Here is an 11,637-nt window from a genome sequence, read left to right as displayed (position 1 = left end):
CCCTCGCTATTTAGTTGCCGTCCTCCTCGTCAGAGGAGTCGTCATGCCGGTACAGCTCGTGCGGCCTTGGGTAGCGCTTAGGCTCCGGAGCCGGGTTCTTGCGGTGCTTGCGGTCCGTGAAGTGCGCGGCACCCTGCATGCGGTTCAGCGTCTGCACCTGCTCATGCAGCGCGGCCAGGACGCCGGCCAGATAGCTGTCATCGACCGGACCCGCATAGCGCTCGTACGCCGCCCACTCGGCCAGCTCGCGGGAGTCGATCCGGGCGAGCAGCTCGCGGACCGTCATGCCCAGAGCAAGAGCTAGCCGGAAGTAGAGGGCTCGTCCTGGCCTTCGCCGAAATCCTCGGTCAGCTCCTCGACGTCGGCCTCGGTGAAACCGTTCATCTCCTGGCACTTGTCGAAGACCCGGGACAGAGCGACGCTCGACTTCATCCCCAGCGCCTTGATGTCGCCCGTGGTGAAGAGCGGCTTGCCCTGGCCGTCGACAGCACACATTGTGATCATTCGGGCGCGGAAATTCTCCAGATTCTGCTTCTTCTTGCCGCCCGCCTGGCCTTCGGCCATGAAGCGCTCGAAGCGGTCACGCTCCTCACCGATGAGCGTGCGCAGCCGAACCTCGTAGTCATTGGGGTTCTCCGCCCCATCCGGCGCCCACTCAGGGACCGGCACATCCTCAGTCTTAAGATCCTTGGCTTCGAGGATCTGTTCACGGGAAAGCAGCATCGCGGGTTACCTTTCGATCACGGGATTTGAAACTCAGGGTTGGCGTCGCGGAAATGTGGGGTAACATCCGGTCATGGCTCAAAAGACTGTGGTTACCTATATCGATGACCTGACCGGCGAAGAGTCGGAAGAGATCAGCACGCACACGATTCTCGTCAATGGCGCAGGCGTGGAAATCGACCTGACGCCCGACAATTACGACGACCTTCTCGAAAGGCTCTCGCCCTATCTGACTGCCGACGGCGCCCGTCGCGTGCGGGGTACCGCAGGCAAGAGCAAGCCGCGCAAGGCGGGCAGCAGCCAGGACACCGCCGCAGTCCGCGCCTGGGCGAAAGAGAACGGGTTCGAGGTCAATGACCGCGGGCGTGTCCCCGCGTCAGTCCGCGAGGCATACGACAAGGCACACTGACCAGCCAGAGCAAAGCCCCCGGTCCGATGCCGGGGGCTTTGCTGTGCACGGGCCCGGCCGGGGTACCCGCGGACCCCGGCCGGGCCGCACCGATCAACCGCGGGTAGCCGCGGCGATCGTTTCGGCTGCGTCGTCCAGAACCTGACGCAGGCTTTGGGCGATCTCCTGACGATGGTCTGCCAGAGGTTCGCGGAACCAGCTGCCGCCCGTGTGCTGGGTCACCCACTCATGACGGTTGCCGAACACCGGGTGCCGCCAGCCCTGAGGGCGGTCGAGATATCCGGGGAGGTTCTGCTCGTCGCGCTCCGCCATCGATGTCGTCACCCGAAGGATCGGTGACTTGCCCGTACGCGCCTGAATCCTGACGCCGCGGGCCACCCGGCGCCGCAAGCCTGTATGCCCGCTGGTGCCCTGCACCGGCAGGCTCCGGACACGCGCCTTGGCGTCCGCGACTGCTGGGCGCAGAGCACGCTCCATGTCCTTGCGGAGCTTCCCGGGAAGGGAGCGGTCGACCTCGCGCAGGGCGTTCGCCGTGCGGCGGAATTCCTCGCCCAGGCGAACGTTGATACCGACGCGCTGCGGCATCAGACAGTCGCCATGGTGATACCTGTCCGCTGCGTCGGGAAGGTGACCTCGGTCTCACTGAGGTCGCCGACGTCACCGGAAAGGGGCTGGTACTCAAGGAGGATGCACGTGCCGGTGAAGGAGGGGTTGTTAACCGAGACCGCTGCCGCCGTCGGCTTGACCACTACCGTGAATTCCGTCTCCAGGTCCCACAGCGGGAAGAGGGTCGAGTTCACCTCGCCAGACGCGAAGTCCTGCTGGAAGTTCAGGACAAAACTGTCGTCCTTAAGGCCGGCGACGCGCTCGCGTCCCTGGCCGCTGAAATTCGTGGTCTCGATCTCGTCCTTGACCAGATTGATCTCGACCGAGGAAATGTGATCGGAGAAGTTGACTCCGTTTACGACAATGTCACAGCTACGCAGGACTATCTTGGCCATCGCCAGCCTCTTCCCTGTCGGCCAACGACGGCCGTTCAATGGCGGGCTTCACATGCCCGGCTTCGATAAGCGCCCGCTCCTGGGCACGAGTAAGGGCGAGCGTCACGCGCTCGCCCTTGATCTTTCCGCCTACGACTTTCGGCCCGATAACCTCGTACTCCCGCGGCACGGGATCTTCCCTCGGAATACGCAAAGACCGCCTCGGCTGAGCTGCCGGGCGGTCCTGTACTGGGAGGGGCTGAGGTATCGGGCGATCGCTCGCCCTAGCCATCAGGTCATCGCCTCACAACAGCCATAGTGATCGTGGCGTCCAATGGTGAACACGTGATAGTGGCCAGTCCCGTCGTCGCATCGTGATAGGACTTGAAAAGCGGAATCCACTTCTCTTGCATCGTGGTGCTGCCGATGGCCAGTGTGTAGACCTTGTTCGGCGCGACATCGCCGTTCTCCAGCACCTGCTCACCGAGCACAGTCACAGTGACGGTCGTAGAGTGCGTGCTGCGGTAAACAGCAAAGAGGCGGTCCCCGACTTCCATCGTGTCGGACGCCGTAGTTGCGGTGAACGTAGGGGCAGTGCCCGCAGGCACAATGACTTGGGTTGTCCTGAGGGACATTGCTTCCTCGCTTAAGTACTGGAAGTTCGCACGGTCACCCGGACTACTGCGCCCACATGCGGGATGCCCGCAGATTCGAAAGCCCCGTCATAGGCACTCACGCCCTCCGTGTGCGCATCTGTGCCGTCGGCGAGCCCTAGATCTGGGTTCTCGTAAAGGATTCGACGGACACTTTTCGGTCCGGTACCGGTGACGTACTGGTCCAATGCCTGCTGAGCAAGGACCGCCTCTGTGCGGGCCACCAGTACGTATAGTTCCAGATGCCACGTGTCGAGGCCGCGGCCGAACGCCCCGTTGAATTCGCACACAAGCCCGCTTGAATTGACGCGTGCAGGCATTACTACAATGGCCGGAACTTGCGTCACGTCCGCGACTTCCGCATATACGTTCAGATTCGGTATATTTTCCTTGAACGTGGTTTTCAGCGCAGCCCTTATCTCAGTGAGGGACGCCATGTCACCTCACTCGGATAGGGTCACGGCAATAACGGGAGAGCTTCGCTGCCGCCATGCGGTTATCGCGTACGCGGATGGCGCCGAACTGGTCCATTCCAGCCACACCGAAAGGCGCGTCCTTGATTTGAAACGTTTCGGCAGCCATGATCAAGCAGGCTTGTTTTACCGGCGCGGGCACGGCCGCCCAGCCCCACTTTGCGGTAACGCTCAAGCCGGAATCGAATCTCAGCAATCCGTCGGCGTGAACCTCGCAGTACGGCCAGCCTGGCTGCCCGTCGATCACCCCATTGCGGGGGTGCAGCAGGTAGTCCCCGCCCGACCAGGTCGTGCCGCCGGACTCGATGACCAGCTCTGCCGTGTCGTAGAAGTCATCGACCCGCACCCACCGCGAAACAGCCGCCCCCTCGCGCAACGCAAAGACCTCATCAGGTCCGTACTTGCGGGTCGTTGCCGTGTCCGTGTTGTTGAACTGCCGCCCGCAATGGCTCTCGATCTCGCGGCTCACCGAGTCGAGTGCGTCCTCAAGGACATCGTCATAGATGGCAACGTCTTCCAGGTTCGAAAGCCTCGCCTTCAGCTCCGCGAGCGTGGCGTATGCAGCACCAAGGGCCATGAGGGAGACCCCCCGTCCGCGTCAGCGCCCTTTGTTGTGGCCAGGAAGTCGCGCCTTGTTCACGGCTGGCGCCGCCTTCTTCTGTTCAGGTTCCGGGGCCGGCTCGCGCTTCACCGCCCCGAGGCGCTCAGCTTCCTCGCGAGAGACCACGGTGCCCGGCGACCAGTGGAGGAAGCGGGCTTCGGGGTCGGTCTCGCGCACGACGCGGCTGCGGTCCTCAGTGAGGCACCAGTGCTCCGTGACCGTGACCCAGTCGCGGCCCGTCATCAGGCCAGCTCCAGGTAGGCCACGACGACCGAGCACTTGCCCGCCGTCACGGCTCCCGCGGCGACGGCCAGGGTGATCGAGCGGACTGCCGTCGTCTTGACCAGGTCAGCGTCACCGGCGTCCACCAGCAGGCGCTTGGCGCCCGTGGTGGAGATGACGGACGGCGAGGCATTGGTGAGTGCCGCCGCCCGCAGATCGCCGGCCGACTGGACGGTGAGCGCCACAGTCGTGGTCGTCACGGGAAGGAAGGCCGTCGTGACATCGACGAAGGCGTCCAGCAGAATGGCGCCGGTAGGCAGTGCGTCGCCTCGCAGCGTGATGGTGCCGATCGCACCGCCGTCCACCGCGAAGTCGTAGACGGCGCGCGCGTACTTCACGCGGCCGACGTGGTTCCCGGAACCGATCTTCCCGGTGCCGGGCATGATGTTGCCCATGGGATTCCCTTCATGAGGAAAACCGAAGGGGCGCCAGACAGCGGCCCCTTCGGTCAGGTCGGTTCTCGATCAGAGGCCGGTGACGGCCGCGAACGCCAGCGGGCGGTAGTGAAGCGCAGCGCAGCGCATGTCCGCGCGGATGGCGAGCTTGCCCTTCACGAAGTAGTCGCTGTGACTGTTGCTGACCTGCACGTCGATTCCACGGCGCATCGCGAGTTCCGCGAAGTTCGTGTAATCGCCCAGCACTGCCTTGGTGGCGGTGACCGCCGTAGTCTCCACGACCGGGATTCCCCAGATCGTGAACGGGCCGACCATGCTGGGGTGCCCCCAGATGTACTGGCCGTCAGCGGTCTTCAGCAGCCGCACGCCCTCCCACTTCGAGGGGGCAATGAAGCAGACCGACGGCTCCGCAAACCCGGTGTCGCGGATCTTCCGGGCTGCCTTGTAGATGGCGTCCGGAATCGAGTCGCCGCCGAGAGCCTGCGTGTTGATGCCCACCACGTTCTCGGTGCCGCGCAGGTTCGGCGCGGTGCCGTTACCCACCAGGAGCTGGCTGTCCAGCCGCTGCTGAATCATGAACGGAAGACGGTTCTCGACATAGCCCTTCGCGCGTGGCTCGTCCTCGAACTGCTCGTCCGTGACGGGCAGGAAGGTCGCGATCTTCCGCACCGGCTCCTGCCGCTCGGTGAGCGCGAGAGCCGACTCGGGGTATGCGCCCTGGCTGTCCGCCTGGTTGGCCTCGAAGGTCTCGGCCGCCGCGTTCGTGTAAGTGGTCTCTTCCATGTAGACGACGGCGCTCATGCCGGTCGTGGTGCTCGGGAAGTACGAAGCCACATGCACCGAGGGCCGCATCGGCATCAGCTCAAGGCGCCCCGTGCGGACGTCCTCTGAGTCCCAGCCGACCGGGGTCTCCATAAGCGTCTTCAGGCTGATGTCGAGGTGCGCCGACGGGCCGACGCCAGAGCCCGGCTTGTAGCCCTTGAAAGCCTGCGACTCAGCGAAGCTCTCCCCCAGACTGAGGCGCCGCCCGCCTTTGCGCTCGGCCTCCCGCCCGCCGCCCCTGGCGCCGTCGCCGCGCTCGGCCGCCTCTTCGTCCTGCTTGGACGCAGCCGCGGCACGGCCGACGATCTGAAGCTCGTCGAGCTTCTTCTTGCGCTCGATGATCTCGTCGTTCATCTTGCGGATCTCTTCGACCTTCGCGGTCGAGTCGCCCTGAAGGCTCTTCACCTTCGACATGTCGTAATCAGGGCCAGCCTCTGAGAAGACGGTGGCCAGCGCCTTGCGCCTCTCGTCAAGCGCTTCCTGGGCCTGCTTCAGGGCAGGGAACTCAATGATGCGATCAGAGTCGTTGTACATGACGCTCCGTTTTCGGGCATGAAAAAAGCCCCCGAACAGGGGGCCTCAAGGGACGCGACTGCTAGAAGTCGTTGATAAGAGCCAGGGACTGGACGTAGAGCGACAGCTTCTGTTCATCACTCGGTCCGTCCGGCTCGTCATTGACGACCGGTACCGACAAGATGGAATCAAGCCGCTTGAGTTCATCCCTGATCCAGTCCAGGATCTCGGAATTGACCTTTGAGAGCGACTTTCCCTTTTCGGCGCGCAGAGCGACCACCCGTGACGCGCTGTCAATTGCCCCTGCCGTACAGGCAAGAGCGTCAATCAGTTCCTCACTCAAAGTGAGGCCCTTCGCATGCCCGTCACTGCGGTCCCGCAGCTTGGGCGGCTCTCGATCGGCGTCGCGAAGATGCGATGCCAAGTGCTTGTAGACCGCCTCACGGTCAGACTCCGGAACCCCGGAGTCACCGCTTACGCCGTTCAGCTGCGCGATGCCCTGAAGGCACGCGCGCAGATTGGCCGGCCCGTCGACTCCGTGGTGGTGAGCCAGCAGGTAAGAGCCCTTCAGCTCCGGGTCCCCGTCGGGGTCGACCCACGCATACACGCTGCGGAGCTGGGAGGGCCGCGAGTCCTCAGGCAGATCACCGATTGTCTTCGCGCCGTCCCAGGCGCGCGTGAGCGTCGCTGTCTCCTGTGCCGGAATGGGCCCGCGAACGGCAGTTGGGCCCTTCACGGTGCGGAACTGGTCATCGTCCACGGCACGGCCCTTCGTCGACAGAGTGCGCGTATTGATTCCAGCACCCAGCAGAACGGGTGACACCTCGTGCACAGTCACGGCTTCGAGATAGCGGACCGGCTGGTCCTTCTCTTCACCGAAGGAGTACTTGTTGATGTCAAAGCCGTACGACCACTCACCAAGGCCGTCCTTCGCGAGTTCTTTTACGGTCTCGAAAGTATCTCGGCCCGCCGTGGTGTTCATGAAGAACTGCCCCTCAAGGACGGCCCGCTTGCCCTTCACGCGGATGACGCCCTTTCCTACCGGGGGCGCACCGTCCCAGGACTTGTGTCCGTAGGCGCTGATAACAACCGGCGCCCCGTCGGTAAAGGCATCCTCGCGGGTGTAATCCCCGTCGTGGTCGCGGACGTTCATAGTTGAGAAGACTGCCGAGACAATGCCCTTTTCCGCGTCCTTGATTTCCAGGCCGCCGGACAGGCTTTTACGCTCCATCATCTTGTCCTTCCGGCGTGCCGGATTGTTCCAATTCAAGGGGCGCGGGATTGACTTCGGGCTCCGCGGGTTCGAGACTTGCGGGCGGCTGCATCTGAACCGACACGAGGCCGGTGTGCTGACCGACGAGCTGAGAGACGTCTTCGGCGAGAATCGCCTGCACTGCGGCATCAGGCTCGAAGCCCGCCTTGATGAGGGCGTCAATCGTGTTCGCCTGCACGCGCAGGATCTCCGCGCGGTCCTTGGAGTCCTCGCGCAGAAAGGCGATGTCGCGGTCGTCGTACCAAAGGCTCGCGCCGTTCGGCACCGTCACCAGGTTTTCCAGGCACGACGCGGCCATGCGCCACAGCGGGCGCATCGTGCCGTCCGCGAAGCGGCGCCGGCTCGCGGTGAAGTTGGAGGCATTGAGCGCGGACCCCTGAAGGCCCTCGGAGAAGCCGACCCACGAGGGTGGGACCCCGGCGGCGCTCGCTATGCGCGCTTCACCCTTGCCGACGGTCGACGTGAAGTCGAGCTGCCGGAAATCGTGGGTGAGCGGCGTGACGTCGGCGCCGCCCTGGAGAAAGAGCGTCTTGTACGCGTTGAACGCACCCTGATGCCCGGCCTTGAACGCCTTGACGAAGGACTCGAACTGCTCCTTCTGCACGTCCTTGTCGAAGCGGACCACCATGTTCGGTACAGCCGCATGCTCGAAGAACGTCTTCTTGTGGACCGTCGCCGCGGTGTCCGCCTCGATCTCCCGCAGTACGGGCGTGATCCAACTCATTCCCCTGAAGCGGGCTCCCGGGTCGGGTATCGGGCTGTAGTGGGCGACTTCGTCCGGCATGAGCAGGACAGCGCCGCCACTCGCCATCGGTCCGCCCGACGACATGACGCCGAACTGCCGCGGCTCGTAGAGGAAGCCGATGATCCTCGCGTCCACGGCGTACAAGTCACCGGAGTGAGAGCCGATGACCATCGACACCCAGTCAGGCCGCAGCCGCGCGAGCCGCAGACCGGGGCCGCTCGCACTGTCGCCGAAGCGGCCCTGGTCGTCGGTCTTCGTCCAGTACGAGTTTCCGGCCAGTGAGGCGTCCTGCTCCATGCGCGCGAGCAGCTCGCCCGTCGTGCCGGAAGCCCACGGCCTTTCCAGGAGTGTCAGCTCCTGACTGCCGAAGAGATCGCCTGGGCGGCCGTTCTTGAACTTCCGCCACTGGAACCGGGCTTCGCTGAACACCATCTGACGTGCCATGACGCATGAGAAGATCGGGCCGTTGCGCTTGAAGGCTCCTTCGACGTAGCCCTCGAAGTCGGTCTCGATCCGCTCCTTGTCGGCGGTGCTGCCCATGAAGAACGGGGCAGCGTCGATGTTCCAGAAGTCGGGCTGTGTGAAGGCCTTCCGGTTACGGCCCCAGGGGATGAGCTTCTTCCACCAGGCCATCCGTCACCCCCATGCGCAACCTGCTTCGACGGGCGGCTTCTTGGCGCTCTGCTGAAGACCCCAGACCGCGAGCGTCGCGGCCTGGAGAGGTGAGATGTCGATGGCTGCTCCCCGCTGGTCCCAGGCCCACAGGTCGGCAACAACGCGCTTGTCGGCGCCCGCGACAGCGGATGACAGCGGCACCTGGTCCAGGTGCACGAGGGTGGGATGATTGCCGCGCATCGGCACGACGGCGCTGCCGAACGAGCCGCAGGCCTGAGCGAATTCGCGGGCAGTCGGATTGATGACCTCGACGCCCTTGGCTTCGAGCGCCGGTATCAGCGCGCCCGCCTGACCGGCACGGTTGATGACCACAGCCTTCGGCTTCCAGCGCGCCACCAGGTCGGCCAGGCGCGGCACGATCCACCGGTCACCAGGGCGATGGTCCAGAGCATCAGACGATGTGATCTCTACGTGGGTCAGGCCGTCTGGGTTCAGCCCGGCGACGACGATGCAGCCGCTCTTGCGGTCCGGCGTCAGATCGACGCCGAAGGACAGGTCACCGACGGGCTCGGACGCCGGATCGATGCAGGCCTTCCAGTACGCCTCACCGATGACACGCCACGACTCGCCCTCGACCGGCCAGTCCCCCACACCCAGGCGTTCGCGACTGAACTCCTCGGCGGACATGCTGCGTCGCTCAGCCTCGATGTGCTCCACGCTGCGCTCCGGAGAATGCGCACCGCCGATGCGGATGCCAAAGCCAGGATTCGCCTTCGGATACGAGGCGTACAGACGAGAAAGCTGCCGGTCGTACTCCTCTCGCGTCCAGCGGGGGTCGGCCCTGAAGTCCTGCACGTCGTGGTCTTCGCACGTCGGAGGGCAGAACTGCGTGCACTCGTCGATCGACCATTCCAGGTAGCACAAGCGGGGATCGGAGCCGGCGATGCCGCGGGTGCGGACCCGGCCGAGCGCGGTCGACTCCTTGGTGCCGGACGACCCCGTGTACCAGACCTGAGGGTCAGGCACCGCGGACAGTGTCGGGAGGATCGCGCCGACCGCACGGTCCGTGAGGATCATCGCTTCGTCCAGCACGAGACAGTCGCAGGAGAAGCCACGGCCGCCGCCCGCAGTGCGCGAGCGGAAACGAAGGCGCCGCAGCGCCCCGTCACGGAAGACCTCAATGCCCTCTTCGCCGTGGGAGCGGCTGACGCGCTTGACCATGCGGTCCAGGTCCGGCGTGCTCTCGATAAGGCCGAGGATGCGCTTGAAGGCTTCGAGTGACGTGTCGAAGAGGTGGGCGCTGTGGATGCACAGCTCTTCGTCCAGGAGGAAAAGGCTGGCCAGCTCACGGGCTTCGAGGACGACGCCCTTGCCGTTCTGGCGGCCGACGATCAGACCGACCTCGAAGGCGGACCATGTCCCGTCCGCCCGCTGCCCGAGGGCCTCATCGAGCACGAGGCGCTGCCACGGATCGAGGGTGAGCCCGGCGATCTCCGCAAGCTCCGCGACATCAGCACCCGCGCTGGAAACGCGCGGCGGCGCGCTGAGTATCCGGGGGGCCTGATCGCCGCGCCCCGGTATGACGACACCGCTCATGCCCCGGTGCCCCTGCGCCTGCCGCCCTGACGGCGTGCGGCGTTCGTGCTGCCGCCCGTGCGGCGGGCCATCAGCTCATCGACCCGGGACACCGTCGCGCCATCGGGGATCCCTTCAAGCGCTTCGAGCACCTTGACCAGGCGCAGCGTCAGAGCGGCGGTTTCAGCGCCCGACGAACGCCGCGGCTTGCCGCACTCGCAGCAGTCGGACTCGCCGCTGATCTCCGCGGCAAGCCGGTCGCGAATTGCTTCGAGCTGCGTACGCTTGTCGCCCTCAGAAATGGCCTCACCGAACTCGCTCATCCGAAGTCACCCGCCAGTTCCAGGACTCGCGGCGCCGGCTCGATCAGCATCGTGCGGGCCTCGGGGGCGACAGTAAGAATTCGCGTCTCTTCGATGACACGGACCGTGCGCGGCTCGGCGGGCACCGTCAGGACGCGGGGCTCTGCGAACACGACAACAACACGGGGGCCGCTGACACGGGTCTCCAGGAACGCCAGGACGGCAGGCGCCGGCGCCGTCACCGTGAGCATGCCTACGCCGGTGGACGCGGCGCCCTGCAAAGCCACCTGAGCGCCCGGAGCGAGCACCGACAGCGAGCCGGGCGCAGCCACCGTGCCCGCAGCGGAGAACCCCACGGAGGGCGCCACGGCAGCAATGGACCCGCGCGTCGTCACCTCGCCCGGCAGCACCATTACAGGCGCCGGGGCAGCGACAGCAGCCGTACTGAGGACCATCGCTTCAGCGGGCATCGTTACGTGAGGCGCGGGCGCCGTCACGGCCACTGCCGCTACGGCGCCAACCTCCCCGTCCAAGCCGATCGCGGGTGCCGGTGCGGTAACCGACGCCTCGCCCGTCACCGTCAGCTCGGCGTCAGCATCGCTCGCTGCGGCAGGTGCCGCCACGGCCAGCGTGGCGTACACGGTGGCCCCGCCGCCGGCCTGGACGGTGGGGGAAGGAGCGCCCGCTTCGATGTCGCCGGTGACCTTGACGTCCGCGGCGAACGCAACGGCCGCGGCAGGAGCGACGACATCCAGCAGATCCGTTGCGCCGCCCACCATGAAGACATGAGCGGCAGGAGCGACGACGCGCAGCGCGTATGGCACCTGCGCCGTCATGTCGATGACCGGGACCGGTGCGACGACGGGGAGGGCCCCCGATGCGGTGACGTCGGCGGCGGCGGCGACCGTGACCGAAGGCGCGGTGACGGACAGGTCACCAACTGCCGTGACGACCCCGGCAAGGGCCGCTACGGCCGAAGGCGCGGTCACAGCCAGCGTGCCCGTTGCGACCATGTCAGCGGCGATGCCGAGGACGGGCAGAGGCGCGGTGACGGGCAGGTTGCCTGCTGCCTCGACCGCACCGACGACGGCCACCGCAACCGAGGGCGCCGTAACCAACAGGGCGCCGGCGACCTCCAGCTGCCCCGCAGCGGCCACCGTCGCGGACGGAGCCGCGACCGCGAGGTCGCCGTCAACATCCAGCGCTGTGGCGGGCTGCGTGTACCGCGTCGTGTACGCGCCTGCCGGCTGTCTGCGGCCGAGACGGGCCATGGGTC

At 65.7% G+C, this 11,637-nt stretch carries 16 protein-coding genes; 1 reads left to right on the top strand and 15 read right to left on the bottom strand.

The features are described 5' to 3' along the window. Positions 1 to 10: 10 nt before the first annotated feature. A complete protein-coding gene (locus tag IG54_RS0104075) occupies positions 11 to 286 on the bottom strand; it encodes a hypothetical protein (RefSeq protein WP_030777364.1) in 276 nt (91 codons plus the stop codon). A gap of 14 nt (positions 287 to 300) precedes the next feature. After that, entirely contained in the window at positions 301 to 723 is a 423-nt protein-coding gene (locus IG54_RS0104070; RefSeq protein ID WP_037896215.1) for a hypothetical protein, read from the bottom strand. Between the two features lie 73 nt (positions 724 to 796). Here IG54_RS0104070 and IG54_RS0104065 point away from each other — a divergent pair, with 73 nt between their 5' ends. Next, positions 797 to 1,132, top strand: a complete 336-nt coding sequence (locus tag IG54_RS0104065; RefSeq protein WP_030777360.1) for a histone-like nucleoid-structuring protein Lsr2 — start codon at positions 797 to 799, stop codon at positions 1,130 to 1,132. Between the two features lie 93 nt (positions 1,133 to 1,225). Here IG54_RS0104065 and IG54_RS0104060 read toward each other — a convergent pair whose 3' ends face one another. From IG54_RS0104060 to IG54_RS0104000, 13 genes are all read right to left on the bottom strand, one after another. Then, the gene (locus IG54_RS0104060; RefSeq protein ID WP_051819252.1) at positions 1,226 to 1,717 is read right to left on the bottom strand and encodes a hypothetical protein; all 492 of its coding nucleotides are present in this window, start codon (positions 1,715 to 1,717) and stop codon (positions 1,226 to 1,228) included. Further along, a complete protein-coding gene (locus tag IG54_RS0104055; RefSeq protein WP_030777355.1) occupies positions 1,717 to 2,133 on the bottom strand; it encodes a hypothetical protein in 417 nt (138 codons plus the stop codon). The genes IG54_RS0104060 and IG54_RS0104055 overlap by 1 nt, the downstream gene beginning before the upstream one ends. A gap of 275 nt (positions 2,134 to 2,408) precedes the next feature. Then, entirely contained in the window at positions 2,409 to 2,609 is a 201-nt protein-coding gene (locus IG54_RS41880; protein ID WP_158708809.1) for a hypothetical protein, read from the bottom strand. Between the two features lie 149 nt (positions 2,610 to 2,758). Next, positions 2,759 to 3,202: a hypothetical protein gene (locus IG54_RS41875; RefSeq protein WP_030777351.1), complete on the bottom strand. Its 444-nt coding sequence runs from the start codon at positions 3,200 to 3,202 to the stop codon at positions 2,759 to 2,761. Between the two features lies 1 nt (position 3,203). Further along, positions 3,204 to 3,815, bottom strand: coding sequence for a hypothetical protein (locus tag IG54_RS0104040; protein ID WP_030777349.1), 612 nt, complete (start codon positions 3,813 to 3,815; stop codon positions 3,204 to 3,206). A gap of 21 nt (positions 3,816 to 3,836) precedes the next feature. Beyond that, the gene (locus tag IG54_RS0104035; protein ID WP_030777347.1) at positions 3,837 to 4,082 is read right to left on the bottom strand and encodes a hypothetical protein; all 246 of its coding nucleotides are present in this window, start codon (positions 4,080 to 4,082) and stop codon (positions 3,837 to 3,839) included. Next, complete coding sequence (locus IG54_RS0104030; RefSeq protein ID WP_030777346.1) at positions 4,082 to 4,516, bottom strand: hypothetical protein; 435 nt, start codon at positions 4,514 to 4,516, stop codon at positions 4,082 to 4,084. The genes IG54_RS0104035 and IG54_RS0104030 overlap by 1 nt, the downstream gene beginning before the upstream one ends. Before the next feature lie 69 nt (positions 4,517 to 4,585). Continuing rightward, complete coding sequence (locus IG54_RS0104025; RefSeq protein WP_030777345.1) at positions 4,586 to 5,872, bottom strand: phage major capsid protein; 1,287 nt, start codon at positions 5,870 to 5,872, stop codon at positions 4,586 to 4,588. 61 nt (positions 5,873 to 5,933) lie between these two features. Next, positions 5,934 to 7,085, bottom strand: a complete 1,152-nt coding sequence (locus tag IG54_RS39085) for an HK97 family phage prohead protease (protein WP_158708808.1) — start codon at positions 7,083 to 7,085, stop codon at positions 5,934 to 5,936. Then, on the bottom strand, positions 7,072 to 8,502 hold the full coding sequence (locus IG54_RS0104015) for a phage portal protein (RefSeq protein ID WP_063756187.1): 1,431 nt from the start codon (positions 8,500 to 8,502) through the stop codon (positions 7,072 to 7,074). The genes IG54_RS39085 and IG54_RS0104015 overlap by 14 nt, the downstream gene beginning before the upstream one ends. Positions 8,503 to 8,505: 3 nt before the next feature. Beyond that, on the bottom strand, positions 8,506 to 10,080 hold the full coding sequence (locus IG54_RS0104010) for a hypothetical protein (RefSeq protein WP_037896211.1): 1,575 nt from the start codon (positions 10,078 to 10,080) through the stop codon (positions 8,506 to 8,508). Further along, a complete protein-coding gene (locus tag IG54_RS0104005; RefSeq protein ID WP_030777340.1) occupies positions 10,077 to 10,382 on the bottom strand; it encodes a hypothetical protein in 306 nt (101 codons plus the stop codon). Before IG54_RS0104005 ends, IG54_RS0104010 begins: the two co-directional genes overlap by 4 nt. Next, a complete protein-coding gene (locus IG54_RS0104000; RefSeq protein WP_030777339.1) occupies positions 10,379 to 11,632 on the bottom strand; it encodes a hypothetical protein in 1,254 nt (417 codons plus the stop codon). The genes IG54_RS0104005 and IG54_RS0104000 overlap by 4 nt, the downstream gene beginning before the upstream one ends. Between the last annotated feature and the right edge of the window lie 5 nt (positions 11,633 to 11,637).

Origin of the sequence: Streptomyces sp. NRRL S-920 (assembly GCF_000717945.1) — a bacterium.
GTDB lineage: Bacteria > Actinomycetota > Actinomycetes > Streptomycetales > Streptomycetaceae > Streptomyces > Streptomyces alboniger.
The sequence above is the reverse complement of the archived record's forward strand: the minus strand, read 5'-3'. Positions and strand labels throughout refer to the sequence as shown.

Coding starts and splice junctions, on each gene's coding strand:
- IG54_RS41875 (WP_030777351.1), bottom strand. CDS start 3,202: ATGGCGTCCCTCACTGAGATAAGGGCTGCGCTGAAAACCACGTTCAAG.
- IG54_RS0104000 (WP_030777339.1), bottom strand. CDS start 11,632: ATGGCCCGTCTCGGCCGCAGACAGCCGGCAGGCGCGTACACGACGCGG.
- IG54_RS0104010 (WP_037896211.1), bottom strand. CDS start 10,080: ATGAGCGGTGTCGTCATACCGGGGCGCGGCGATCAGGCCCCCCGGATA.
- IG54_RS0104025 (WP_030777345.1), bottom strand. CDS start 5,872: ATGTACAACGACTCTGATCGCATCATTGAGTTCCCTGCCCTGAAGCAG.
- IG54_RS0104005 (WP_030777340.1), bottom strand. CDS start 10,382: ATGAGCGAGTTCGGTGAGGCCATTTCTGAGGGCGACAAGCGTACGCAG.
- IG54_RS0104075 (WP_030777364.1), bottom strand. CDS start 286: ATGACGGTCCGCGAGCTGCTCGCCCGGATCGACTCCCGCGAGCTGGCC.
- IG54_RS0104040 (WP_030777349.1), bottom strand. CDS start 3,815: ATGGCCCTTGGTGCTGCATACGCCACGCTCGCGGAGCTGAAGGCGAGG.
- IG54_RS0104060 (WP_051819252.1), bottom strand. CDS start 1,717: ATGCCGCAGCGCGTCGGTATCAACGTTCGCCTGGGCGAGGAATTCCGC.
- IG54_RS0104055 (WP_030777355.1), bottom strand. CDS start 2,133: ATGGCCAAGATAGTCCTGCGTAGCTGTGACATTGTCGTAAACGGAGTC.
- IG54_RS39085 (WP_158708808.1), bottom strand. CDS start 7,085: ATGATGGAGCGTAAAAGCCTGTCCGGCGGCCTGGAAATCAAGGACGCG.
- IG54_RS0104035 (WP_030777347.1), bottom strand. CDS start 4,082: ATGACGGGCCGCGACTGGGTCACGGTCACGGAGCACTGGTGCCTCACT.
- IG54_RS0104030 (WP_030777346.1), bottom strand. CDS start 4,516: ATGGGCAACATCATGCCCGGCACCGGGAAGATCGGTTCCGGGAACCAC.
- IG54_RS0104065 (WP_030777360.1), top strand. CDS start 797: ATGGCTCAAAAGACTGTGGTTACCTATATCGATGACCTGACCGGCGAA.
- IG54_RS0104015 (WP_063756187.1), bottom strand. CDS start 8,502: ATGGCCTGGTGGAAGAAGCTCATCCCCTGGGGCCGTAACCGGAAGGCC.
- IG54_RS0104070 (WP_037896215.1), bottom strand. CDS start 723: ATGCTGCTTTCCCGTGAACAGATCCTCGAAGCCAAGGATCTTAAGACT.